24 protein-coding genes are annotated in these 25,709 nt (G+C 43.3%); 8 read left to right on the top strand and 16 right to left on the bottom strand.

What is annotated here, in order from left to right; all coding sequences use genetic code 11:
• Positions 1-66 precede the first annotated feature (66 nt).
• From NST40_RS12550 to rpiA, 5 genes are all read right to left on the bottom strand, one after another.
• The gene (locus tag NST40_RS12550) at positions 67-3,228 is read right to left on the bottom strand and encodes an MMPL family transporter (protein ID WP_342410732.1); all 3,162 of its coding nucleotides are present in this window, start codon (positions 3,226-3,228) and stop codon (positions 67-69) included.
• Positions 3,225-3,680 (bottom strand): MarR family transcriptional regulator, encoded by a 456-nt coding sequence (locus NST40_RS12545; protein ID WP_038570382.1) that lies wholly within the window; start codon positions 3,678-3,680, stop codon positions 3,225-3,227. Before NST40_RS12545 ends, NST40_RS12550 begins: the two co-directional genes overlap by 4 nt.
• Positions 3,681-3,851: 171 nt before the next feature.
• The gene (locus NST40_RS12540) at positions 3,852-4,292 is read right to left on the bottom strand and encodes a GNAT family N-acetyltransferase (RefSeq protein ID WP_076125920.1); all 441 of its coding nucleotides are present in this window, start codon (positions 4,290-4,292) and stop codon (positions 3,852-3,854) included.
• A 3-nt stretch (positions 4,293-4,295) separates the two neighbouring features.
• Positions 4,296-4,772 (bottom strand): VanZ family protein, encoded by a 477-nt coding sequence (locus NST40_RS12535; RefSeq protein ID WP_081387368.1) that lies wholly within the window; start codon positions 4,770-4,772, stop codon positions 4,296-4,298.
• Positions 4,769-5,449: a ribose-5-phosphate isomerase RpiA gene (rpiA, locus tag NST40_RS12530; protein ID WP_342410899.1), complete on the bottom strand. Its 681-nt coding sequence runs from the start codon at positions 5,447-5,449 to the stop codon at positions 4,769-4,771. Before rpiA ends, NST40_RS12535 begins: the two co-directional genes overlap by 4 nt.
• An 81-nt stretch (positions 5,450-5,530) precedes the next feature.
• Between rpiA and NST40_RS12525 the strand changes: the two genes are divergently transcribed.
• Positions 5,531-5,728 carry a hypothetical protein gene (locus NST40_RS12525; RefSeq protein WP_076183447.1) on the top strand — a complete coding sequence of 66 codons (198 nt, stop codon included), beginning with the start codon at positions 5,531-5,533 and terminating at the stop codon, positions 5,726-5,728.
• A 149-nt stretch (positions 5,729-5,877) separates the two neighbouring features.
• Here the strand turns inward: NST40_RS12525 and NST40_RS12520 are convergent, their stop codons facing one another.
• Complete coding sequence (locus NST40_RS12520; protein WP_076217724.1) at positions 5,878-6,333, bottom strand: hypothetical protein; 456 nt, start codon at positions 6,331-6,333, stop codon at positions 5,878-5,880.
• 231 nt (positions 6,334-6,564) lie between these two features.
• Here NST40_RS12520 and fsa point away from each other — a divergent pair, with 231 nt between their 5' ends.
• Positions 6,565-7,212: a fructose-6-phosphate aldolase gene (gene fsa / locus NST40_RS12515; protein ID WP_036686257.1), complete on the top strand. Its 648-nt coding sequence runs from the start codon at positions 6,565-6,567 to the stop codon at positions 7,210-7,212.
• A gap of 56 nt (positions 7,213-7,268) precedes the next feature.
• Here fsa and NST40_RS12510 read toward each other — a convergent pair whose 3' ends face one another.
• The 3 genes from NST40_RS12510 to NST40_RS12500 all read right to left on the bottom strand — a co-directional run bounded on the left by NST40_RS12510 (position 7,269) and on the right by NST40_RS12500 (position 12,329).
• Positions 7,269-8,582 carry an MFS transporter gene (locus tag NST40_RS12510; RefSeq protein WP_081387369.1) on the bottom strand — a complete coding sequence of 438 codons (1,314 nt, stop codon included), beginning with the start codon at positions 8,580-8,582 and terminating at the stop codon, positions 7,269-7,271.
• Positions 8,583-8,714: 132 nt separating this feature from the next.
• The gene (gene helD, locus NST40_RS12505; protein ID WP_342410731.1) at positions 8,715-11,066 is read right to left on the bottom strand and encodes an RNA polymerase recycling motor HelD; all 2,352 of its coding nucleotides are present in this window, start codon (positions 11,064-11,066) and stop codon (positions 8,715-8,717) included.
• A 219-nt stretch (positions 11,067-11,285) separates the two neighbouring features.
• Positions 11,286-12,329 (bottom strand): aromatic acid exporter family protein, encoded by a 1,044-nt coding sequence (locus tag NST40_RS12500; RefSeq protein WP_076125912.1) that lies wholly within the window; start codon positions 12,327-12,329, stop codon positions 11,286-11,288.
• Positions 12,330-12,513: 184 nt separating this feature from the next.
• Here NST40_RS12500 and NST40_RS12495 point away from each other — a divergent pair, with 184 nt between their 5' ends.
• Complete coding sequence (locus NST40_RS12495) at positions 12,514-13,017, top strand: hypothetical protein (RefSeq protein WP_076217723.1); 504 nt, start codon at positions 12,514-12,516, stop codon at positions 13,015-13,017.
• 68 nt (positions 13,018-13,085) lie between these two features.
• Here the strand turns inward: NST40_RS12495 and NST40_RS12490 are convergent, their stop codons facing one another.
• The gene (locus tag NST40_RS12490; RefSeq protein WP_076125909.1) at positions 13,086-13,727 is read right to left on the bottom strand and encodes a phosphatase PAP2 family protein; all 642 of its coding nucleotides are present in this window, start codon (positions 13,725-13,727) and stop codon (positions 13,086-13,088) included.
• A gap of 111 nt (positions 13,728-13,838) precedes the next feature.
• Between NST40_RS12490 and hfq the strand changes: the two genes are divergently transcribed.
• Entirely contained in the window at positions 13,839-14,060 is a 222-nt protein-coding gene (hfq, locus tag NST40_RS12485; RefSeq protein ID WP_036686247.1) for an RNA chaperone Hfq, read from the top strand.
• A gap of 137 nt (positions 14,061-14,197) precedes the next feature.
• On the opposite strand, the gene NST40_RS12480 is transcribed toward hfq, so the two are convergent.
• A complete protein-coding gene (locus NST40_RS12480; protein WP_076217722.1) occupies positions 14,198-15,304 on the bottom strand; it encodes a lactonase family protein in 1,107 nt (368 codons plus the stop codon).
• A gap of 207 nt (positions 15,305-15,511) precedes the next feature.
• On the opposite strand from NST40_RS12480, the gene NST40_RS12475 reads away from it, so the two are divergent.
• Positions 15,512-15,847 (top strand): hypothetical protein, encoded by a 336-nt coding sequence (locus NST40_RS12475; protein ID WP_036686243.1) that lies wholly within the window; start codon positions 15,512-15,514, stop codon positions 15,845-15,847.
• A 185-nt stretch (positions 15,848-16,032) separates the two neighbouring features.
• Entirely contained in the window at positions 16,033-17,190 is a 1,158-nt protein-coding gene (locus NST40_RS12470) for a peptidylprolyl isomerase (protein ID WP_076217721.1), read from the top strand.
• A gap of 82 nt (positions 17,191-17,272) precedes the next feature.
• On the opposite strand, the gene NST40_RS12465 is transcribed toward NST40_RS12470, so the two are convergent.
• Positions 17,273-17,467, bottom strand: a complete 195-nt coding sequence (locus NST40_RS12465; RefSeq protein ID WP_036686240.1) for a hypothetical protein — start codon at positions 17,465-17,467, stop codon at positions 17,273-17,275.
• A 71-nt stretch (positions 17,468-17,538) separates the two neighbouring features.
• Positions 17,539-18,138, bottom strand: coding sequence for a nitroreductase family protein (locus tag NST40_RS12460; RefSeq protein ID WP_076125903.1), 600 nt, complete (start codon positions 18,136-18,138; stop codon positions 17,539-17,541).
• Between the two features lie 272 nt (positions 18,139-18,410).
• On the opposite strand from NST40_RS12460, the gene NST40_RS12455 reads away from it, so the two are divergent.
• Complete coding sequence (locus NST40_RS12455) at positions 18,411-19,808, top strand: metallophosphoesterase (RefSeq protein ID WP_076189892.1); 1,398 nt, start codon at positions 18,411-18,413, stop codon at positions 19,806-19,808.
• Between the two features lie 97 nt (positions 19,809-19,905).
• Here the strand turns inward: NST40_RS12455 and NST40_RS12450 are convergent, their stop codons facing one another.
• Complete coding sequence (locus NST40_RS12450; protein ID WP_076125900.1) at positions 19,906-21,423, bottom strand: copper amine oxidase N-terminal domain-containing protein; 1,518 nt, start codon at positions 21,421-21,423, stop codon at positions 19,906-19,908.
• Between the two features lie 92 nt (positions 21,424-21,515).
• Positions 21,516-22,184, bottom strand: a complete 669-nt coding sequence (locus NST40_RS12445) for a TraX family protein (protein ID WP_076275845.1) — start codon at positions 22,182-22,184, stop codon at positions 21,516-21,518.
• A 473-nt stretch (positions 22,185-22,657) separates the two neighbouring features.
• Here NST40_RS12445 and thrS point away from each other — a divergent pair, with 473 nt between their 5' ends.
• The gene (gene thrS / locus NST40_RS12440) at positions 22,658-24,571 is read left to right on the top strand and encodes a threonine--tRNA ligase (RefSeq protein ID WP_076125897.1); all 1,914 of its coding nucleotides are present in this window, start codon (positions 22,658-22,660) and stop codon (positions 24,569-24,571) included.
• 79 nt (positions 24,572-24,650) lie between these two features.
• Here the strand turns inward: thrS and NST40_RS12435 are convergent, their stop codons facing one another.
• The gene (locus NST40_RS12435) at positions 24,651-25,640 is read right to left on the bottom strand and encodes an aldose 1-epimerase (protein ID WP_076275846.1); all 990 of its coding nucleotides are present in this window, start codon (positions 25,638-25,640) and stop codon (positions 24,651-24,653) included.
• Positions 25,641-25,709: the final 69 nt, after the last annotated feature.

The raw sequence follows: 25,709 nt of genomic DNA, 5'->3' as shown, positions 1-25,709 counted from the left end.
ACAAAAAAACCTCTAGCCGCCTATTTATTTAGGCAAACACTAGAGGTTTTTTGCTGTGTAGAGTGATTACATGTTTACATCTTGTTTAGTGGGTTCTCCACTTTGTTTGACCGCAAATGGCCACCAGTTCCCACGGCCGAAGATCCGTACCATAACAGGAACAAAAAACGGCAAGAAGATTAGTGCATACAAGGCCAATCCTACAAGCACCACTGTTGCAATCTGCATCATCGACAATACGCCTGAAGGGTACATCGAAGCGAAGGTACCGCCCAAAATAACTACCGCCGAAAGAATGACTGTTCCCATATTTCGCATAGCATGCAGGATCGCTTCCCGCACATCCCAAGTTTTATATTCGTTAAAGCGGGCCATTAAGAAAATACTATAATCTACTCCAAGTGCAATCAGCATAACAAAGCTGAAGAATGGCGTTGTCCAGGTAATCCCTTCAAAGTGCAGAAGGTGAACGAATATAGCCTCTGTAACACCCAATGCTGAAAAATAAGTAATCAAAAGAGAAATAATAAGGTAAATCGGCATTACGATTGAACGAAGCAGCAACACCAAGATAATGAAGATCCCACCCAGCATCAAGATTACTGTACGTGTGTAGTCTTCGTTGGAAATATTACGCAAATCGTTCTGGCTGCTTGTAACCCCGCTGATTGCAGACTCTGCATTTTCCAGCTTCGTACCTTTCACTGCACGATCTACTGCTGCTTGAATATCATCAACACTGTCAATAGCTTCTGAACTATATGGATTCTCAGTGAATACTACATCCAGCGTCATTACCTTACGGTCGTCAGACAAGTAGGTATTAAATACCTGCTCTATGCCTTCAGCTTCAAGAGCCTCAGCCGGTACAAAGAATCCACTCAGCTCATCATCCTTAGCCGCTTGAATCTGATTCAAATAATCTTGTGCAGAGCCCAGCCCACTGGTAATTTGTTTCAAGCCGTTTGCACTGTCGCTTAATCCAGTAGTTAAGGCTCCTATCTGCCCTGTTAATTGACCAAATCCATCCGCAAGCTGCTGCTGTCCACCTTGCAATTGATCTAGGCCACTAGTAATGGATGGAATTTTATCTACGATCTGTCCTTGACCTGCTGCGGCCTGCTCCAGCCCAGATTGCAGCTGACCGATGCCCGCAACAAGCTTAGCTAAACCTTGTGCGAGTGCAGTTTGCCCAGCCGAAGCTTTGGCATAGCCAGCATTCGCCTCATTTAAGCCTGCTGCTGCTCCTTTAAGCTGCTCTGAGATCTGCCCAAGACCCGCTGCCAGCTGTGCTGCCCCAGTACCACTGTGCGTTACGGTGCCTTTAATGGTCAGATAATTAACATCCTGCAGAATTTCCGGATAACTGCTCTCAAGACCATTAAAAGAACCATCCAGTCCCTTCAACGCTTCTGCCACACCTTGCAGCTGCTCCGGAAGCTGCCCAAGCCCTTGATCCAGCGCAGTTAAACCGCTGCCGATTTTTTTATATCCCTCCAGCAGCTTCGTATTGGCATCCGCAAGCTGCTTGGCACTAGCAGCTGCCTGTTGAAGTCCTGCTTTGATCTCTCCTGCACCAGCTGAGCCGCTTTTTATTCCGCTCTCAATACGTGCCAGCCCATCGCCTAACGCGACGATTCCATCTTTCAGTTCTGCTGTGCCTTCCGTCAGCTTAGCGCTGCCTTGAGCAGCCTCTGTAAGCTTAGGTGCATTTTCACTCAGCTGTTTACTAGCTTCAGACAATCCCGTTTGAATCTTGGTCAGTCCCTCACTGGTCTGATCCAGACCGTCAGATAAAGTCCCCACCTGATTCGGGATTAAGAAATCACTGATCAGCTCTCCGGTTGGACGAGACATGCTGCGCACCGATTTTACGCTGTCCACTTTTTCCAGCTCGCGGCTGATTTTTTCTGCAAGTCCAAGATATTCTGAAGTATCCATCCGATCATCATTTTTGATTACGATCTTGCCAGGCATGGATTCACCCGGCCCGAAGCTATCCGAAATGATGTTAAATCCTTTTACCGAGGCATATTCTGAGCCAATTTCCTCCAAGCTGTTGAAGGACAGCTTTCCGCTATAGGTAACAAGGAACGGAGCTACGATTACTGCAACAATTAGCAGCGCGGCCCATGGTCTTTTTAAGGAAAAAGAACCTGCTGCTCCCCAAATACGGCTCTCACTGTGCTCCAGCTTCCCGCGTGAAGGCCAGAAGAGCTTTTTGCCAAGTACCGCCATGAAGAATGGAACAATGGTTACAAGCGCCAGCAGCATAACCGCAATCCCCACGGCAACGGCTACCGCCGAGCGATACAGAATGAATTTGGATAATCCAATCGCTACAAAACCTACGAATACCGCAAGTCCGGAATAGAACACCGTTCCCCCAGCCTTACGGTAGGTTGCAATAATAGCACTTTTGGTATCTTCTGCTGTCATCATTTCTTCTTTAAAACGACTGATTAACAGGATACAATAATCCGTACCAATCCCGAACATGACCGCAACCATAAAGATTTGAGTAAATGTAGATAATGGAAAATCATAACGGTCCACTAAAAAAGCCACAACGGACTGAGAAACAATATAGCTGAGTCCTACCGTCAGTAGCGGAACAAACGGTGCCACGAACGAACGGAATACCACGAACAGGATAAGTAAAATAAAGACTACCGTAATATATTCCGATTTCTTAAGCCCGGCTTCCGAGCTAGCAATCATATCCTCAGTAATCAAACCCTCACTGGTTAAATAATGATCCGCCTTAACATCTGTGAGTAATTCATCCACTTTATCAGGAAGTGCGGTGACAGACTCTCCTCCGCCTTTGATAGACAACGCCACCATTATCGTCTTGCCATCCTTGGCAATCAACGTATCCTTAAGCTCACTTTGTGAAAAAGGATCGGTGATGGAATCGATCTGCAGCGTCTCCTTATTCGCAGCCAACTTCTCAACACCCTGCTGTATACTAGCTGTATCATCGGCTCCGATTCCCTCTGGATTATTGAATACAAGAGCTACCTGATGAAGTGTCTCTCCGCCCTTGTCATTCGCCGCTTCCTTTAAGATCTCTGCTGCTCTAGATGAGGAATAGCCATCAGGTACAGTAACCTGCCCCTTCTCACGTACAAGATCAGAGAACGATGGGGCCGTCATGACCAAAACTACGGCCACAGCGAGCCAGATTGCGATAACCGCCCATCTTGCTTTTAGAATCGTCTTCATGGATTCTTCCCTCCATCATCATTCTGAATTAAATTCGCCAGCTTCTCGAACATCATGACGAACATTTCAATATCCTTCTCTTCAAAATGAAACAAATACGGGGAAATCACTTCATGTACCTGCGTCTCCGCTGCTTCAAAAACTTTTTTTCCGTGCTCAGACATCGACAAATACACCTGGCGGCGATCATTCTCGTCACGAGTTCGCTCGATTATACCCGCTTGCACCAATCTGTTAATGATTGCAGTAATGGAGCTTTTACCCACGCAAAAAGATTCAGCAAGATATGTAGACGTACATTGTTCCTGAGCATTAATCAACCGAAGAATTTGATACTGATCATTCGTTGTCTCCGCAGCAATACTATCTTTAATTCTTGCTGCTACTTGTCTTGTCACAATCAAATAAGCATCCATGTAGCGATTGATCCAATGTTGCACTTCGTTATCCAAAGCTTCCTACCTCCAAAATATAGTTCAACTATCGAACAGTTTCATTGTCAAACTATAATACCTGCTTTTATAAAAGTCAATTGGCTTTTTTTCGGGCATTTAAAGGCAAAACGCAAAAAAAACAGGCCGAGATTCCTCTCGACCTGCCATTTTATGACCTTCAAAGACTTTTTAGTCCTCATCCTCGGTCTCTTCAACTTCGTATACACATCTTAACATTTCAATTCCGGCTTCATTCTCTCCTAAGCTGTACACCATGAACCCTAGACTACGATAAAAATCTGCGGCGATTTCATCCTCAGTCTCAGCTACCAGATAACGCGGCTGACGAGTAGCGAGCAGCTCCAGAATCATCCCCCGTGCATAACCTTTCCCTCTATTCTCTGGCAAGACGGCAATATGCCGAATGTCCAAAGAACCGTCTTCGGTTTCTTCGAAGCCTACAAGACCAAGCAGGAGTTCTTCTTCTTCCCAGCCATATAACTGCAGCCCGGCTTGTTCGCTGTACTCAGACGATGTCTGCTCCAACGCGTTGGGGTCATCAATGACCGCATACGTCAACAGCTCGTTCACCTCAGGCGAACCAATAAGGGATTTAAGATCTACCAACATTGTTCACATTCCTCCTTCTCTGTTGCTTCTGTACCCGATTCGAAACATACAGTAACCTGTCCATATCCCTAACATGTTTAACAATAGATCATCAATATCAAAGCTTCCGACATGCAGCAGCATTTGCAGAGACTCCAAAAGCAGGATGCAAGGAACAGCATATAAAGAGATTCTTTTCCAAGAAATTGGCCGTGTCTTTGCAAGTGGAATTAGTATACCAATTGGAATAAACACAACAACATTTCCAAGCAGATTCACAAACCGGCTGATCAGCGATACCCCGTTATTCATGTCGAAATAAAGTGACACCGTACGTAATGGAATCAAATTGTACTGAAGCGGGCCACCTGTATGGATCTCACGCCCAAAACCGATGAACATCCAATAGATAACAGTAGCACTATACAGAGTCAGCCCTATCCGTGTCAATGCTCTCAGCTTTCGTAAACTGCTAGATTCTCCAGATCTACGAATGATCAATTGCCCGGTTTAACTTCTATAATTTCAATGCTTCCATCTTTTTTACCCACAATAGCCATTGCTGCAATTCCAACAAATAAGCCGTGTTCCACAACTCCTGGAATACTTTGGATGGTCAGTGCCAGCTTCGGTGCGGACTCAATGACTTCGAACCGGCAGTCTGCGATGTAATTGCCGTTATCTGTCTTGTACAGCTCTTCTCCGCTACGACGCAATTCAGGATTGCAACCCAGCTTGGCAAGTTCAGCCACAGTCCATTCCCATGCAAAAGGAACAATTTCCACAGGCAGCGGGAATTTGCCAAGTGTGTTTACCACTTTACTCTCATCAGCAATAACGATCATACGAGTACTGTTACTCGCAACAATCTTCTCCCGAAGCAGCGCGCCACCGCCACCTTTAATAAGCTGTAGACTACTATCCAGCTCGTCCGCTCCGTCAATGGTCAGGTCCAGACTATCAATATCTCCAAAAGCTACGATTGGAATCCCAAGTTCACGCGCCTGTTCTTCGGAAGCACGGGAGGTTGCTACAGCGGTAATTTTCAGACCTTCACTGACGCGCTCACCAAGCTTGTTGATCGCCCAATAGGCTGTAGATCCAGTGCCAAGGCCGATCTTCATGCCATCTTTTACAAATTCCACTGCTTTTTCCGCGGCTAATTGTTTAACATTGATACTCATTTTATTACCCCCATGTTATCCGTTATAATGATCTATGATGATGTTGAAATCACCTATTGTTCAGGAGGATTCCGGATGAGAACCGAAAACCAAATTCAATCTAAAATCAACGAATTGACACTGCAGCGCAGATCTCTGGAATCAAGATTAGCTTCATTAACAGAGAACAGCCCACAGCAAGATAACCTACAAGCTCAGCTCACTAGAGTTGAAGATATGGTCATGATGCTGGAATGGGTGCTTAATGCACCCGTAGGGAGATATCATGCCTAAGGCTGACTGCCATCCATTATTTTACCAAACAATTCCGGTAGCTGTGTTTACATAAAACGCTATTGCTTCCGGCTGTTTGATTCTTTTTTTATATCCAAATTTGTATTATGCTTTGCGCAGAGCAAAAAATCAATATCTTTCACCCTACTCTATGTATATTGTAAATTCACTGCATCCTCTAGATTGAGAATCATCTCTTTTTCTGTGTGATTAGCCGTCCTGTGTAAGTAGGCTTTATGCTCAGAATACGCATCCAAAGGCATTGGCCTACTAATCTTGTCAAGCATATTACGCTCGACATCAGCCAATAAGTAATCCCCTTTTCCCGCTGCAACTCTGCACAAAATAATCATAGCTACAGGCTTGTTCACTACAACCGCTCCATTCGACCGCGCAAATACAGTGTATTGAAATAACGGAATGGCCTCAGGTTCTTCAACACCAGCTGCACAAGATTGGTCAAAGATAGAATACATAAGGGAAGGATCACTTGATGAAGTACCGAGTTTCTTCTGATTAGACACCAACTTGCTGTTTTGGTAGGCAAGGAATCCCGCTGCTGCCAGCACAAGCACAAGTAAAATCACCAATATCGCATACATCATCCCATCCCCACCTCCCACTCCAAAATAACAATTCCGGTTATATATTATCATGGAGGGAGGCCTAAGCCAATCTTATATTATCTGAAATTCAGCGCATACAGGTAATACTGATTCTATAAAGTTATTTTGAAATATTCAAAATAACAGTTGAAACTTTGATTTGCATGTCTCATAATGTAAATATGAATGTTGCTTGTCAATCCATATGGAAATCAAGGGAGGAAATTTAAAATGAAGTTTTTCTTGGATACCGGAAACATTGAAGAAATCAAACGTATTACTCGCCTAGGACTAGTGGATGGCGTAACGACTAACCCTTCGCTGATCGCTAAAGAAGGAAGATTGTTCAAGGATGTTATCAAAGAAATCGTTGCAATCGTTCCAGGACCTGTAAGCGCAGAAGTAATCGGACTTACAGCAGAAGAAATGCTTAAAGAAGCATACGAAATTGCTGAATGGGCTCCAAACGTTGTAATTAAACTCCCTATGACTGAAGATGGCTTGGAAGCTTGTTATGAGCTTACTAAAAAAGGCATCAAAACTAACGTTACACTAGTATTTTCCGCGGCTCAAGGTTTGATGGCTGCTAAAGCAGGCGCAACTTATATCTCTCCTTTCGTAGGTCGTCTGGATGATATCGGTGTTGACGGAATGAAGCTGATCAAGGATCTGAAAACTATCCTGACTAACTACAACTTGAAATCCGAGATCATTGCAGCAAGTATCCGCAACATTGCTCATGTTGAGCAAGCAGCTATTGCTGGTGCACACATCGCTACAATCCCAGGTTCACTTCTGCCAACCCTTTGGAAGCACCCGCTGACAGATAACGGTATTGAACGTTTCTTGAAGGATTGGGAATCCGTTCCACAAGCCTAAGAATATCTTTTATTCTTTTATCAAGAGGGCTATCCCACAAGCTGCGGCTACGCAGCTTAGGGATAGCCCTTTTTTCCATCCAGAGACATTGAGGAGGTTTGGCGAACACGTTTCGGCCAGATCGGAGGAATTATCTTCTCTTTGTCTTTAACGCCTGGCTCCCCCTTTTCCCCCTTACTCGGAGTTACTGCAAACAAGGTCAGCAATCCACCAATTGCCCCTACTGTAGCCATCAACGCAAACAAGACCCAATGCCCACTGCTTAGCAGCAACGATACCACCGGTGGCCCCAACGCTACCCCTATAAACCTCATACTACTATAAAGAGCGGTGATTGTGCCGCTGTTCTCCTTCTCAATCCCCTCCGTGATTAAAGCATCCATACAGGGAAGTACAATTCCGATTCCAACACAGCCTAAACCCATAAACCCTACTAAAAAATAAATGCCTTTGTTGAATCCCGCACAAATCATCGCCGCAGTCAGTAACACCATGCCCCCAAAGCCCAGCCATTTCATTAGCGTTTTATTCTGACCAATGATCTTTCCTGTTCCATAGGAGGACAGACATAAGAGGGCAAGCGGTATCGCCAGCACAAACCCCTTCGTCGCTCCGTGCATTTTATATTTAGTTTCCAGCATTTCTGATAAATAGAATTGGACACCAAAGGTCACAAACATACAGATGCCGCCTATGGCAAAAATAGCGTACAACCAACGTCCCTTTTTACGTAAAACGCTCACAATTCCAGATAAAAACGCCCGAAGTTCCTGTTTCTCAGGTTCATCCTTTGCTTCGGGTTTTCGGACCAGAAATAAGACTAACAAAAATGAAATTAGACATAGAATGGGAATTGCAATAAAAGGAGCAAACCAGAGCCAGATCCCAAGATAGGCACCAAGAATTGGACTGAGTACTTTACCGAACGTATTGGAGGTCTCAATGATTCCCAGACTTTTGCTCACATCTTCTTCTTCCTTGAACAAATCGCCTACAAAGGGGATTACAATTGGAAAAGCACCCGCTGCACCAATTCCTTGCAACAGACGCCCCGCTAAGATCACCCAATAAGCGCTAACCCCCTTCATAAACCAAGCAGCCACCACGCAGACAGCACCGCCAATTGCGGCAATGATTAAACTCGGAAGAATAACCTTCTTTCGCCCAAAACGGTCTGACAGATAACCTGCAATAGGGATCATTACAATTGCCATCAATCCATACACGGTAATCAGCATACTGACTTGAAAAGCGCTAATGCCGAGTTCTTTGGAGATCTGCGGCAGAATAGGCAGCAGCATGGAGTTACCGAGGGTCATTATTAGTGGGATTGATGCTAAGGCAAGCAGATCCCATTTTCTTTCCTTCATGAACTGACCACCTTTGTCATTGTGTACAACATTCTTTATTGTGGTTTGTTCGCCCTTCTTTATTCATGAAAACAAAAAGACCGTCCCTCCGCTGCTGCGAAAAGGACGATCTTAAAATGAAGAAATCTATGCTTACAGCGACCCGGCGCTTAAAGATGCCACATTAGCGGACGGTATAAAATGGCTAGGTTCACCCAGACTAAAAATGTGCAGCAAGTGCATAGCCCGAGTGCACGCCGTATAAAACAATTTGCGTTCACTTTCTCTGCCATATTGTTCAGCCGAGCCATCATAGATGACGACCGCATCAAACTCCACGCCTTTGGCTAAATAAGCAGGCAGAACCAGTGTCCCCTTCTGAAAATTCGGTGTTTCCTTTGTAACAAGTCTCACCGGCAGGCTACGATTCAGTTCAGCATGAACCCTTGCGCTTTCCTCCGCTGTTTTGCAGATGACCGCCACATAATGATATCCCTCAGAATGCAGCTTGCGGATATCCTGTTCCACAGCATTCAGAAGCTCCTTCTCGCTGGATACCACACTTATCTGGGGTTCTTCTCCCCGCCGATTAAAAGGTACGATTCGTTCTCCTCCAGGGATCATTGACCGCGTAAACTCCACGATCTCATAAGTTGAACGGTAGCTTTGGGTTAACGAGATCACTTCTGTGTTCTCTTCACCATATATACTTACGAGACTAGACAAATCCCCCAGTACCTCACCTTGCGCATAAATGGCCTGGTTCAGGTCGCCTAACACGGTCATTTTTGCTCTTGGAAATAAACGCCGCATGAACTCTAATTGGAATGGAGAATAGTCTTGTACCTCATCTACAATCACATGACGGATCAGTGTGTTGGTCCGGAAGCCTTGGCTTAACTCCTTCAGATAAAGGAATGGCGTAGCATCCTCATAAGCAAGCTCGTTCACTCCAATGGATTCCAATGTCTGCTCACAGATATCATCCCACACCTCTGGTAAAGGATAATCTCCATTGAGGCGCACCATAAGCTCGCGATCTGTAAATAACGTGCTGTACAAGCCCTTAACGTCCACAAAACGCCCCCGTTTAGTCCAACCCCGCAGGGGTTTGAGCCGCTGGCTGACTACATAACGAGATAACACTTCTTTTTCCGTATCAAAATCGTCAAAGCTATCCTGCGAAGCTTTCTTCTTCCGACGCAACATCTGATATGCACGGTGATAATCGCTGGAATCCAGCAGCTCGATCTGATCTTCGACCCACTTCGCATTTCTTTCCTCATGAGTAAAATCTGCAATTTTCTTTAGCAGCCAGCGGATCATCAAATCCACACGATTTGCAAGCTTTATGGCAGGATCGTACGCGTAGAACTGGCGTTCCATTTCTTCTTTACTGACCACTGCTTTCCCTTGAAACATTAAAGGTTTAAAAAGCATACCCTCCTGCTCCAACAACGTAGCATACCGCCGAATCACATCAAGGAAAGGGACGGACGATTTATAGGCAATGCCTTCTCTGCGTATAGCAACCTCAGGACCCTCAGGAGCATTAAGTAAACTTTCGGTCTGACTAAAGACATCTTCCAGCAGGAATTCATGTCCAAGACGATGTTCTAAATACATTTGAAACGTTGTTTGATGCATATTTTCTTCGCCTAGCTCCGGGAGCACTGTAGATACATAGCTGTTAAACAGCGGATTCGGTGAGAACAGCAGCATTTGATCTGCTGATAATACTTCACGGTATTTATATAGAAGATAAGCTACCCGCTGCAATGCAGCAGAGGTTTTTCCGCTTCCCGCTGCTCCTTGCACAACTAGCATCCGGCTTTTGTCGTTGCGGATTATCGCATTTTGCTCTTTTTGAATTGTAGCAACAATACTTTTCATTCGATCGTCAGCGCTATGACTTAGCACCTGCTGCAGCAGCTCATCCCCGATCGTAACCCCAGTGTCAAACATAACTTCAATTACACCGTCAGCAATAACAAACTGGCGTTTAAGATTCATTGTTCCGGAGACTAATCCTCCAGGTGTTTCATAAGCTGCAGGACCTGGGGCTCCGTCATAATACAGACTGGAGATAGGCGCACGCCAGTCATAGATCAAAAAGGTGCCATCATCCTCCATCAAGGATCCAATCCCTAGATAAATCTTTTCCAGCCCGCCCTTTGGTTCCTCTGTGAAATCAATTCGGCCAAAGTAAGGAGAGACAACCAGCTTTTTATATTTTTTCAGCGCCTTGCTTGATTGCAAATGATGACGTTCCCGTTCATTTAGGATTTGGGACTGTTGGCGAAGACTTGTTGAGGTTTCTCCCAAATCATCCGGGCTACTGAAGTTTACGGTTACCTCTTCCCAGAAGTCTTTCCGCATATCCACTACATCACTGCGATGAAGTCCAAGCTCCTCTGATAAATTGCGAATATGGGCGGACAAAAGCTTGATTACTCCGTCAACCCGTTCCTGTTCCTCTTTCCACTGACTTTTATTGTTATCCACTACATTTCATCCCCTTTTGGAAGGTTGACATTCCATTTGAATCATGATATGATAAATTTGCATATTTATGTTTTTAAATGCATACTTATTCGATATCTTATCATTTTAGCAATTTCAGTTTGAGATTTCAAGTATTCTCTTAAATAGATGATCCGGTCCCTGTGGAACCGGATTTTTTGCTGTTACAAAGCTTATATGTTGCTCTTCACAAGGTTATGTTTAGGCTTCATGCACAGATTCTTTATCCTCCGCTATACGATTCATCTGATCGGCCACTTTATCTAAGCGCTCCAATTGATATCCGTAATCATAAATTGCAGCAGCCACAACATATAAACGCAGCTGACCTATTTTCTCTGCATTATACCCCAAAATCGCGGTATTCAGGAATTCATCATTGTCTTCTCCCAAGGGTTCGGATTCATTGGCATTGGGCTTTAATTTGTCTTCAAACTTAAGTAAGATGTGCTGATGATATTTGATTAAATGTTCCAAATGATTATCAAATAGAGCATCTGTATGTTCGGTCCGATCCGCCTGGAAATAATGCCGATCTACGGCCTCGAGAACATCGTAACCTTTTTGCAAAGAAGCTAACAGGTTCTTATACACAACCATTTGTCTTGTCTGGCTATACTTGGCCCGTTTTAACTGCTTCTGCTCCTCCTCAAACAATGCATACTTATCAGCCAACGATTTTATGGATGAATGCAAAGCATTTTTTTCATCACGAAATACACTTTCCTTCATCTCATGAGAAACCGCTGTTCTCAGCAATAAAGAGAGGCTTGAAAAAACATTCTCAATTTGCTTAATGTATTGCTTACGAGGTTTTGGAGGAACGACAATAATATTGATTAGAAATGCAGAAACAATACCTGTCAAAGTTAATAAAAAACGATTAAGTGCGAATTGCCATTCACCCGAAGCCTCCATCACTGTTATTACAGTAACTAACGTAAGACTTATCGTATCCGCCCGGTTGATTTTCATACTGATCATAATGACTAGAATACAGACCAAACCGACTGCTATTGGGCTGTTGGATAACAGCATCCCTCCGAGTAAAGCCAGAACGGCCCCCATTGTACTAGTCGTGAGCTGGTCAAGAAAATAACGCCAAGAGCGATAAATAGAGGGCTGCATAGCGAAAATCGCCGCAATCCCTGCACCCACGGCAGAAGGAAATTGAAGCATTACAGCTAAATACAGGGCTAGCGTAACGGCCAAACCTGTTTTAAATATGCGAGCTCCTAAAGCCAAACCTATCCCTCCTAAAAATTAGCCCACGCTACAATATGAACATCAGCGAACCCTCGTACTTCTAATTACCCCAGCCTGGAGTTGATGAATTTTAAGAACCTTTAAGCTCTCACTCATGTTTCTTTCAGCTTTCAGGGAATACTAATTCGAGTAGTGCCTATCACATAACATACGAGGTGAGTGAATGAATAACAATATCAAAAGATTAATGACTTTCACGACCGTTATTTTTCTCAGCCTGTCTCCAGCCCTTGCGCCAATCGGAAGTGCTTCTGCTGAGAATGTAACCCCTACAGCCACCGCACCTGGTGCCCATCCTTCAGAGAAAGGTCACGGTCACCATCCAGGAAAAGACGGAAAGGTTAGGGCTGGTGGACATTTCATTATTTTTGAAACGGCTAAACTGCTGGAAATGGATCGTACAGAGCTAATCAATAGCCTGAAAGCAGGCAAAACGCTCCCGCAGCTTGCTCTTGAGAAAAAAGGCTGGACGGAAGATCAATATATTCAGAAGCTCTGCGAATCGGCAAACCAACGGCTGGATCAAGCCATCACCGAAGGACGTCTGACAAAAGACGAAGCCCAAAAGCTTAAAGCAGGACTTCCTGCGATGCTGAAGCAAAGAATAAGCAAAATGGGGCAATTCCAGGATCGCAAAACATCTGAACAACATGTGACGACTCCTTAAACAATCCTCTTACACATAAAGACGGATATCTTCATGCGTTATGAAAGATATCCGTTTTTGTATCTATCCTACTTCTTACGCGAGCTCTTGTAGATTTGAAATAAACAAATGGACAACATCAGCCAAGCGCCACTAGCCATATATCCCCCAATTACGTCACTCGGGTAATGAACACCCAGATAGATACGGCTCCAGCCAATCCCCACGGTCATGAATACGGCGAACATTATTAATAAGACCCGTTCATGCCTCCGCCGCAGATGACGCCACAATAAAAAGGCAATAACGCCGTACAAAGAGAATGCTGCCATTGAGTGCCCGCTCGGAAAACTATAACCAATCTCTTCAACAATGCGATGTAAATTCGGACGTTCTCTGTGAAAACATAACTTCATTATTGTATTCAAGAGCTGTGAGCCTAATCCAACCCACAGGAACAAGATTAATTCAAATCGGTGTTTCAGCAAAAAATAGAGCAGTGCCATGGTAACGATAGATAGGCCAATAGCGATCTTAGAGGAACCAATCAGAGATAAACCTTTGGCGAATGAGGTCAACCCCGGTGATTCCGCTGATTGTACCCCATCAATAATATAGTTATCAAAGGTTGATACCTTATTCATACTTACAAGGACAGCTATAACGGCGAAACAAGCAGCAAACCCTAAAAAAAAGCGAAAAGCTCTAGACCAGTTCTGATAATAAAGCATAAATACCTCCATGTCTATTCAGGTGACTGTTGATCTCATTTCCAGTGAGGGACTAACCCATGTTATAATTATTGAGAGAAAAAAATTCACAGAAGATGGAGTGCTGCCAAAGTGGAGAGTTTAAAATTGCAAGAACGATTGTTGAACCAGTTCATTTCCACAAAGGTGCCTGTGACGATTTTTACGACGAATGGTGTGAAAATGCAAGGGCTCGTAACTTCGTACGATGCTTTCACAATCACTTTACAAGGTCAAGGTGATGGCAGGCAAAATGTACTATTCAAATCTGCAGTATCCACTATTGTACCTCTTAAGCCCGTTTCGCTCAAATAGTCTACTCCCTCATTCACCACATCAACCAGATAATCACAGACTTTTATTTTCAAAAAAAAGGGAACACCGGACTTTATATCCGGTGTTCCCTTTAGCATTTCCCAAGATCACTGATTCACTCTTCAAATGGAGTAACTTTATACAGGAACATTTACGGGCTTCACACATACCGGTTTGGATACTTCAGCTGTATTTCCAGTAAATTCGAGTCGGCCACTTGCCGCTTCTATTGAAAATACAACCAGGTTATTCGCATCACGATTTGCCACGATAAGATAAGCTCCATCTGGTGTCAATGCGAAGTGACGTGGATGTCCCCCACGAGTAGATACATATTCCAGATGTGTAAGCTTAGCAGATGCATTATCCACAGCATACACAGCGATATTATCAGCCCCACGGTTTGAAGCGTACAGATATTTTCCGTCCTTGGAAATGGCGATTTCAGCGCAAGTATTCTCTTCGTTAAAATCATCAGGCAGCGTCGGCACTGTATCTACAGTGTGCAGAGTGCCTGCGGCACTGTCATATGTAAACGATGTAATGGTGGAATCCACCTCGTTAATTACATAAGCAGACTTTCCGTCTGGATGAAAAGTGAAGTGGCGTGGTCCCGCTCCTGGATGCAGCGCCGTATCACCATGCACTTCTAGCTTATTGGTTTCTCTATTGATTCTATAGGCACGAATTAAATCAAGCCCAAGATCAGATACAAACACATACTGCCCGTCCGGACTAAAAATAGCGGAATGGGGATGAGGGCGGTCCTGCCGTTCAGGATGCTGGCCATGACCTGAATGTACGGCCACATCAACTAATTGATCCGCAGCTTTCTCTTCATTTAATTTGATCAAACCAACGCTTCCACCATGATAACTACATACAACAACGTATTCATCATTCAAATCTCTATTGATATGGCAGGTGGTTGTTTGACGGTTGCCAGAAGCAGGCATGGAGGGAATGCGTTTCAGTTCACTCAATTTCCCGTCTTTTGGATCAATGGCAAAGGTAACAACCTCGCCTTCTTTTCCACCCTCACCATTCGGTTTTTCTCCTATAGCATATAGACGTTTTTCAGCGGTATCTACATTAACAAAGGTAGGATTAGTTAAGCCCTGCACCGAATCCAGCAGCTTTAGCGTACCACCTGCAGCTCCATCGAATTCAAACACCTGCACTCCGCTTTCCGCGGCACTTGCATAAGAACCTGTAAACAGCAATAACTTATTCTGCTCATTCATCTCTATATTCCTCCTCAAAAGTATTGCTACTTCACACTCATTAGATGTGATCATCTATATAATCTACAATTTTTAAACGTTAATTACAAACGATAAAGTTAGAAATGTACGAAACAATTCAAAAATGGGTCTTTCCAACGATTAACTGTTGTGATATAATGAAAGCGCTAACATTAGTCTTTTATTCCGTATAAAGGGGGAACATGAATGAGTAGCATCCTGCTGGAAGCCAGAAATGTGTACGAGGACTTCGAGGTGGAAACAGACATTCTGTTCTTTAAGGTCGGGGACCATGATTTGGTCATTTTTCACGGCAGAAACTATAACATAAAAAAGAGAATGACTGCCGAGCAATTAAATCGATTGTTGTCCAATTCAAGTTATTATCATGTGTACGGTGGCTGTTATGTCAACCTGAACAAGATCAGCTCTATCGCAGATGACTGCATTTATTTCGGTGAAATGGGCCTGTATGCTAAAAACGTACGTGTCCCAAGACGAAAACAAGAAAGCATTCGTCATCTTCTGAAAGGACTGAAGTAGACATCTTATTCCCATTAGCCGGAAGGGCATGTTACTGATGCCATTTCCGGCTTTTTGCTTTTTATTAATAGAAACTTAAAAAGATCCTGCCTTTTTTTATACTTTCTTAAGGTTTAGGATTAGGATTTCTGTTAAAGTTGTAAATAGACAAGCAACACCTATATTGAAGGGAGTCATTACTAATAATGGACAAAAAAGATCTGAATGGAAATGAGAACTTAGAAAACAACGGTACCATGGAAGAAGAATTGAACACTTCCGAGATTATCAATGAAGAGGTTGAAGTAGCGCAAGTTGCTGCTGAGGAACCTGTGAATACAACAAAAGCAGACAGTATTCCAGTCATGAACAAAGTCGGTGCGAACAACGCTACGCCACCTACACCTCCGACTGCTCCTAGAAGCAATAAAGCTTGGATGATTGCCTCTATCGTATTAGCTGCAGCACTAATCATTGTTCTGGTCGTCCAAAAAGACGACAGCAAAAAAGCTGTTGCAACAGTAAACGGAACAAAAATCACAAAAGAACAACTTTATGATAAATTGATCGAAGCAGGCGGAGAAAGCACGCTGCAATCTATGATTACAACTGAGCTTGTTGATCAAGAGGCTAAAAAAGCTAACGTAACTGTTACAGATGAAGACATCAACACTGAACTTGAAGATCTTAAAGCACAATTCGGCGGAGAAGCTGCCTTTAATGCTGCTTTGTCCCAAAGCTCAATGACTGTAGACGACTTGAAAAAGCAAATGCCGCTGCAAGTAAAGCTGCGTAAAATCCTTGAGCCACAAGTCACTGTAACGGATGATGAAATCAAAGAATACTATGACACAAATAAAGCTACTTTCAGTGAAGAAGAACAAGTTCGCGCTTCCCACATTCTCGTTGAGACTAAAGAAGAAGCAGATGCAATTCTGAAACAACTGAAAGAAGGCGCAGATTTCGCTACTCTTGCCAAGGAAAAATCCTCTGATACGGGTTCCAAGGATAATGGCGGAGATCTAGACTTCTTCAAACGTGGCGATATGGTAGCTGAATTCTCTGATGTAGCCTTTAAGCTAAAAGTTGGTGAAACCAGTGATGCTGTCAAATCCGATTATGGTTATCACATCATTAAAGTAACCGACCATAAAGATGCTAAAGACTATACACTGGAAGAAAAGAAAGATGAAATTCGTAAAACACTAGTTTCGCAAAAGGTTTCCGCTCTGTCCTCCACTTGGATGTCAGAAACAACTGAAAAAGCAAAAATCACGAACACACTTACTGACGCTAAAGAAGATGCAGCTGCAACAGCTGAGCCAACTGCAAGCGCAGCAGCAGGAAATGAATCCACTAAATAATTGTGCCCGTCAAAAAGCAGGACAAGCGTTAATAAACGCTGTCCTGTTTTTTTATATCTATGTTCAGGCCTTTGATTAAGCCTTAATGACCTTTTTTACGGATTTGTTTATCGTGGTTCTCCCCCCACTCTTTCGCCTGCGCTGTGGCAATTGAAATCGCCCGCCCCTCCTCATAACCATCTTCGAGGAGCGCATTCGCAATATCGATTGCCTTATTGCGAACAGGTGCTGTGAAGTTCTTCAATGATTCTGGATAATCCTCTTTGTTCCATGGCATACCAAAAACCTCCTTAACCAGTCTATATACATACTTAGCCTGGTTAAGGAGGTTTCAAACGCTTATTTCACTTATTTAAAGACTTTAACACGATCTTCAATCGGTTGGAATTGTTTCTCACCAGCAGGAGTAACTGTTTTACCAAATGGCAATTGAGCAATCAATTTCCATTCTTGCGGGATGCCCCATGCTTCTTTTACTTCATCATCAATCAGTGGATTATAGTGCTGCAAGGATGCACCTACACCTGCTTCAGAAAGTGCTGTCCATACTACAAATTGCAGAATACCAGAGGATTGGTTAGCCCAAATTGGGAAGTTCTCAGCATATAGAGCGAAGTTCTCTTGCAGGCTCTTCACTACCGTTTGATCTTCGAAGAATAGTACGGAACCGTAACCTGCTTTGAAAGACGCTAATTTTTGCGCTGTTCCTTCAAATTGTTCGGCAGGAACGATTTTACGCAATGTTTCTGTAGTGATATCCCATAGTTTATCGTGTTGTTCTCCAAGAAGAACAACGGCTCTTGAGCTTTGGGAGTTGAAAGAAGTTGGGCTATGTAGCACCGCTTGTTCAACGATTTCTACAATTTGTGCATCCGAAATCGTAGATTCTTTACTAAGGGCATATATGGAACGTCTTCCTTTTACTGCTTCAAAGAAATTGTTAGACATAAAATAACTACCTCCATTAATTTTAGTAACTTACTTTTGTATATCTTAGCACCTTTTTTCTGAAAACACAACAGTTATTCACAACTTATTTTGTCGGGTATATTCGTTGCCAACTCTTATTGTCGCATTTATGGGCTTAATTATGCACCTGATCTATTAATCATTAATCACTTCAGGCGGGCTAGAAACTGCCCTCTTCCTTTTCCGATATACACCACGAGCTAAAATGCGCTACAATAGTGCAGCAAATGTATAGAAGGAAGGTTATGCTCATGAAATTCCCAAGCGAGAAAGCCCTTGTTCGGCATAGAAAATCAGCCTTAATCTCATTATTGCTGCTCCTTTCAATGAGCTTGGCTCTAACTAGCTGTAAAGACACAAATTCGTCTAATTTAACCTCAACAGCACAAGATCCGAATGATCTTCACCCCCTCACTTTCTGGGTGGCAACGGACACTCACTTCTTAGATAAGAAGCTACAGGATGGCGGTACAGCTTTTCAAAAATATGTAACTGGCGGTGATGGAAAAATGCTGCCTTACAGTGATGAAATCCTTGAAACCTTGGTTTATGACGCTGAGCAGCAGAAGCCTGATTTTCTCATCCTGAGTGGAGATTTAACAAATAACGGAGAACGCAGCAGCCATCAGGAGCTAACCCAAAAATTAAAGCGAATCGAAGCACAAGGAACCTCTGTTTATGTCATTCCAGGCAACCACGATTTATTTAATCCTTGGGCCAGATCCTTCAGCGGGGATAAGCAGCTTGTTACGGATTCCATTACAGACAAAGACTTTACCAAGATGTATGAGGATTTCGGTTACAAAGAAGCTGTATCACGTGATAAAGAATCACTAAGTTACATCGTTAAGGCAGCGCCAAATTTATGGCTCCTTATGATTGACAGCAGCCAATATCATAACAATCAGAAATACGGTTTCCCCCAAACGGACGGACGCCTGACCGCCTCTACCCTATCATGGATAGATAATTCTGTTAAACTGGCTGCCAAGGAGCATGCTTCTGTTCTCACGGTTATGCACCACAATCTACTAAGCCACACCTCTATGTCTGTTTCAGGCTTTAAGCTTAACAACAGTCAGGAAACAATAAAGGTACTTCGTGAAAATGAACTTAATTTAGTCTTGTCAGGCCATATCCATATGCAGGACATCCGGGTAGACCCGGTAACTTCTTCGGAAGAAACGCCAATTTATGATATCGCAACAAGTGCAATGGCTGTCTATCCACATCAATACGGAGCGATGACCTTCGATCCCCTGAGCAGAACCGTCAATTATGAAGCAACGCCCTTAAATGTAGAGGGATGGGCTAAAGCTAATGGCAATACAGATCAGAATCTTTTAAACTTCAAGACCTATGCTGAGGATACTTTTGCTACAAACTCTTATAACAAAGCTATGGATGGTTTAAAGGAGAGTTCCTTTACGCAGTCTGAAAAGGCATCGATGGCAGAGGTAATGGCCAAGCTAAATGTAAGATATTTCGCGGGGACAGCCGGCAGCTCCTCAGAAGATATTAAAGCGATGCCAGGCTACAAGCTTTGGGAAGGCCTACAAGAAGGTTTCTTAGGTGGATACATCCAAAGTATGACAGAGGATAAAGAGCTTAGTAATATAGCTTTAGAGGTGGTATTAACGAAGCAATAACTGGATTATGTATTCATATGAAAAACCCAGCCTCCACCCGCATTTATGCGTCAGATGGAAGCTGGGTTTATTGTGTTAATTAATCGTTAAGATACAACTATTTCCGTACAATAGTAATCCAACCATCTTCATCTACCGACACAGTAGCATGAAGCGCTTCAGCAAGCAGACGCAAGGATACATATGCATCGCCATACTCGTCAACAAATACAGGTTGGGCAAGCTTTACAGCCGTGCCGTTAATCAAGGCTTCGGAAGAACCGATTTTGAATACCAGTTTATCTCCGTACACACCATCAGTAACGTTAATTGCACGATTGGCCGTATCCCATTCTACAGTAGCATCTAAATCTTCTGCCAAATAACGCAGTGGGATATAAGTAGTGTTCTTGTCTACAATCGGGTAATAATATTCGTCATCAGGTTCGATAACAATGGTTCTCTTCGTAATGCCCAGATCATCCTTCAATATACGATATACATCAGAATCTGGGGCAAAGTTTCTCAAAGTCTCTCCAGGTGTAAGTCCGGAAGAAATATCAAGTGCACCTTCAGTGCTGATTGGATCAGCGGTTACAGCACCGCCAATGTTCCAAATCTGACTGGAAGCTTTAAGCGAGAGGCTCTTCAATGGGAAATCCTCGGTACCCGGAAGAGCCACTTTCAGATCAACATTCTGTTTACGCACATGCAGAGCACTATCAACGAAAATATCAACAGATAACTTCGTATCCTTACTCAACACGGTCTTCATCTCAGGAGTTGATTTGTAAAGACTGTCCACTTGATTGTCATATACTAGCAGCAATGCATCAACAGCCAATTTGGCAGCATCATGCAATACAGTTACGACAGCTTCTTTATCATCCAGTGGAATATCTCCGAATCCCAGATTGAAAATATCGCCAGAACCGTCTTCATCCATAGCTTTGATCACAGGGTACAGATAGTCGTAAAGACCACCCACCAATTCAGTAAAACCTTCTGTGTCTTTGGAAACAGACTTCAGGAAGCCTTTTAACAATGCAGGAAGCTCATCACCAGTCACTTCTGCATGCAGCTTCGTCATGTTCAACTGCTCACCATACACAGCATCACTAACCGGTGTAATGTTGATTACGCCAGGATTTGGAAGATTCTTAACAACGAATTTCGTCAACAGCTTACTGACATCTTCAGCTTTTGCCGTATCCAATCCTACTTCACCTAAGATTTCATCGTATCCTTGTACAGGGAAGTAGAACGGTTGTTTTGCTCCTTCAACTGTAAAAGCAAGTGTTTGTTTGTCCATAAACAAGGTGAATGGAATATTCAATTGTTTATAACCAACAGTTCCTTGGGCCGATAAACTCCCATTATCTTGTAACTTAGCTTTACTAATATTCAAGGAAAAAGAATTAATAAGATCAACCATTTCCTTATCTTCCGCGCTAATTCCCTCTATGGGCTCAGCATTCATGGAAAAAGTCATACTGGATTCTGATGATTTAACATCAACATCCCCAATCAACGCCTTATTAACATCGAACCCCCCTACCGACTGACAGCCGGCAAGAACTAGCATCAGTGCGACAAAAGGCAAAAACCACTTCAATTTCGCTTTAACTCTACTCATAGCATGTCTCCTTCATCTTATTTTGTGAAATCAATCCATTATCTCAGCTAAGGTAAGTTTTGTAAATCAAAGTTCCTTTTATTGTAAAATGTTTAGATATTCAACAAACTTCGCCATTCGATCTGAGCCCAATCCTTGTAAATTACAGCCTTAACTATCGCCAACATCAGTAAATGTGCAGGATAAAATGACCACCACATCCAGCGCGGAACCCGGTGCCGCTCCAAGCGATCCCAAATTAAAGGCGTAAAAGCAATCAGCAAGGTAGGTAAAATACTGAGCATCTGTACAACCCAATAATTATAAAACATATAGAAAAGATTCAGTGCCAGATGGGCTCCAACAAGCCAGTACGATTTCGTATAACGAAAAATCAATACTAAGAGCAAACCGTACGCATTATAATCTATAGGGTAATAATCCATTAACACTATAACAGTAATTACCACAGGTATACCAAGCCATAGTGAAGGCAGCTTGTCCAAAATTACCAGTACGATTGCTGACAGCAATAACGTAAACACCACGTTCCAGCCACCAGAATTTAGCGCTAGATTATAGGGAATCTGGGCAATAATCGCAATCAAGAGCAACCGAAATAAATATTTAGGTCTGGATGAAGTATGGATATGTCCCTGCACAAGCCCATAACAATAAATCGGAAAAGCTATTCTCCCTACATATCTCCAAGCAAGATTCTCCGGGAAAAAGATATAGCCAATATGGTCGATTAGCATCGTCAGCATGGCAATAATCTGCATTACAATCCCCCTTAAGCATGTTGAAATATAAATTCGCCAAGTCCATCCTCATTTCCTTTACCAATAAGCAAATGAAGACCGCGTAGAAACGATCATCCGATTTCTGTGCACCTCCCCCCTTGACTTTATCGAATACTATTGAGTAATATTAACTAGCAACAGAATATGGCAATGATCAAAGACATGATTTCCTACACGAACTGTCCAGAGAGAGAAGTCCAGGCTGCAAGCTTCTCCAGTTACCGGTTGTGAAGTTACCCCTTTGTAGCCGTGGCGCTGAATCCGTAGAACTTTGTTTTTTCGGTAGTATGCGGCACCGATTTATCCCCGATATCGGATACCAATGAGGTCCTGTCTATATGACAGGTCGAATTAGGGTGGAACCACGAGCTGAACGCACTCGTCCCTTTCTGGGAGAGATGCGTTTTTTTGCGTTCACAACTAACAATATTTGAGAAATGGAGGCTAAAATCATGAAGATCAAGGTAACACTGCAAGATGGAACAATTAGAGAGGTACTGCAAGGAACAACGATTAAAGAAGCAGCAGGTGCCATAAGTACCAGTCTGAAAAAAAATGCTGTAGCTGGAAAAATTGATGGAAAATCTGTTGATCTAAACCAAGCGATCGAACATGATTGCCGGCTCGATATTGTTACGTTGGATAGCAAAGACGGTCTTGAGGTTTATAGACACAGTACTGCACATATCATGGCGCAGGCCATAAAACGTATATATGGAGATAAAGCTGTCCAGCTAGGCATAGGTCCTGTTATCGAAGACGGCTTCTACTATGACATTGATATTGAGAAACCTCTATCCACTGATGATCTTGCTGCAATCGAACAAGAAATGGCGAAAATCATCCAAGAGAATCACCAGATTGTCCGCCGTGTGGTGAGCCGCGCAGAGGCCATTAAACTTTTTGAAGAGCTAAATGAGCCTTTAAAGCTGGAGCTTATTCATGATCTGCCGGAAGACACAGTATTAACTATTTATGATCAAGGTGAATTCTCCGATCTTTGCCGTGGGCCACATCTTCCCTCTACTGGCTTGGTCAAAGCCTTTAAGCTGTTGAATGTAGCGGGTGCCTACTGGCGTGGAGATTCCAATAACAAAATGCTGCAACGTATTTATGGAACTGCCTTTCCTAAAAAAGCGCAGTTAGAGGAACATTTACTGTTTCTTGAAGAAGCTAAAAAACGTGACCACCGTAAGCTCGGCAAAGAACTTGAGTTGTTCATGTTCTCTGAAGAAGCGCCAGGCATGCCCTTCTATCTTCCCAAGGGAATGACAATCCGTACAGAGCTTGAGAACTTTGCCCGGGAATTACAAAGACAGAGAGATTACGATGAAGTTCGCACACCGCTGATGATGAACAATCGGCTTTGGGAGCAGTCAGGACACTGGGATCACTACAAGGACAATATGTATTTCACAGATGTAGATGAAACAAAATTTGCCCTTAAGCCGATGAACTGCCCTGGGCATATGCTAATTTTCAAAAATAATCTGCATTCCTACCGGGAACTGCCTATCCGTATCTCGGAATTCGGTCAAGTGCATCGCCATGAATATTCCGGAGCACTGAACGGGATGATGAGAGTCCGCACTTTCTGCCAGGATGATGCTCACCTCTTCGTTTTGCCAGAGCAAATTGAGGATGAAATAAGACGGGTAATCTCACTGATTGACCATATTTATCAAGTGTTCGGCTTTGAGTATAAGATTGAATTATCTACTCGGCCGGCAGATTATATGGGATCTGAAGAATTATGGGATCAGGCTGAACAATCTTTACAAAATGTATTAGACAATCTCGGGATCGAATATCGTGTGAATGAAGGGGATGGCGCGTTCTATGGACCTAAGATTGATTTCCATATCTTAGATGCGCTAAAACGAAGCTGGCAATGTGGAACAATCCAACTAGATTGGCAAATGCCAGAGAAATTCGATCTTACTTACATCGGGGAAGATAATCTTAAACATCGCCCGGTCGTAATCCATCGCGCTGTTTATGGGTCGATCGATCGTTTTATGGGGATTATTACTGAACATTTCGCTGGAGCTTTCCCACTGTGGCTCGCACCTGTTCATGCGAAGTTATTGCCAGTCTCTGAGAACTATGTTGACTATGCACTGCAAGTGAAGCATCACATGGAGAAGGCTGGCATTCGTGTCGAAGTAGATATCCGAAATGAGAAGTTAGGCTACAAAATTCGTGAAGCTCAGCTTGAAAAAGCACCTTACATGCTCGTACTTGGAGAGAACGAAAAAAATTCCGACACTGTCTCTGTAAGAAAACGTGGTGAAGGTGATCTTGGTTCGAAGAGTATCCAAGACATCATTGAACAGATTAATGAAGAGATTATTAGTAAAAGATAAATTTAAGGGGCTGTCTAATCGTAGAGAAACTACGTTTGAGACAGCCCCTTCTTTATAACCTATTCATGTCAACTGAACTCTATTTTACGTACAGGCGGCTGCTTTCTTCCCAATATTCGCCTGGTTTCAGGCTGAACAAGCCGATTTCATCAGCAGGAAGATCTACCATTGGCGCATTTACCAAGTTAATTTGTGGTTCAGGGCAGAAGAACTGTTCTGTAGCACCATTATTCCAGATCATCCATTGTTTGTACGAAGTCCCTACATCGTACACCAAGGTTACTCCAGCTTTGCTATCGGTAAGCTCCATCCGGTTGCGTCCGTTCTGAGGTACAGCCGTGTAGTGATTGTCCATCGATGCAAAATATGGATTCACACCTTCTTCACGAAGCTGAACTTCTCCTGGCTCCAACGCCTGGAATTTGCCTGTTGGCAGCATGCGGTCGTTGAGCTCCCATCGCTCGCCAATAGTAGCTTTTACGCGGTAATCTTGTGCCGTGCTTCCTGGTGCGAAAGGTGCGTTAATGGCAGTGTGGAATGCCAGCAAGCAAGGCATCACATCTTCTCCATCATTGTGCACCAACACCTGTTGAGATAATCCTCCTTCGCCGAGGGTATAACGCAATTTGATCGTATACTTATGTGGCAAATACTGATAAGAAGGATGATTCTCATCCACCTTGATGAATACGGTTACGAAGCTTTCAGTCTTACCGCTGCCATATTCTTCGACTTCCCAAGCTGCAGTATGTAAAAATCCGTGTAAATGGTTGCCCGTTGCAACTTCATTTACTGGGAATTGATAAGTTTGACCATTCCATGGAAATTTACCATCCTCATAACGATTTGGAGGAAATAATACAGGAATTCCGTGAATCCCCGGACTTGCCTTGAAGGCTTCCATTTCTTCAGCTCCAGGCTCATGCAGGAAGCGATATCCGTTTTCGGTATCACGGAAACAGATCAGGTTGCCGCCAATGCCTGGCAGAATAGCTGCCTCATAACGACCGGCTTTCAACCAGATAGCTGCTTCTCCTTCATATTGTCCTTCATACGCTGTGATTGACATAATATATTGTTCTCCCTTCCAGTGTCTGATAATTGTCTCCACTTGATAGATTACCACATCTAGTCATGA

The sequence above is a fragment of the Paenibacillus sp. FSL R10-2778 genome, from assembly GCF_038593035.1.
Classification (GTDB): domain Bacteria; phylum Bacillota; class Bacilli; order Paenibacillales; family Paenibacillaceae; genus Paenibacillus_AQ; species Paenibacillus_AQ odorifer.
Note: the sequence above shows the minus strand (reverse complement) of the source record. Positions and strands in the feature narration are given on the sequence as shown.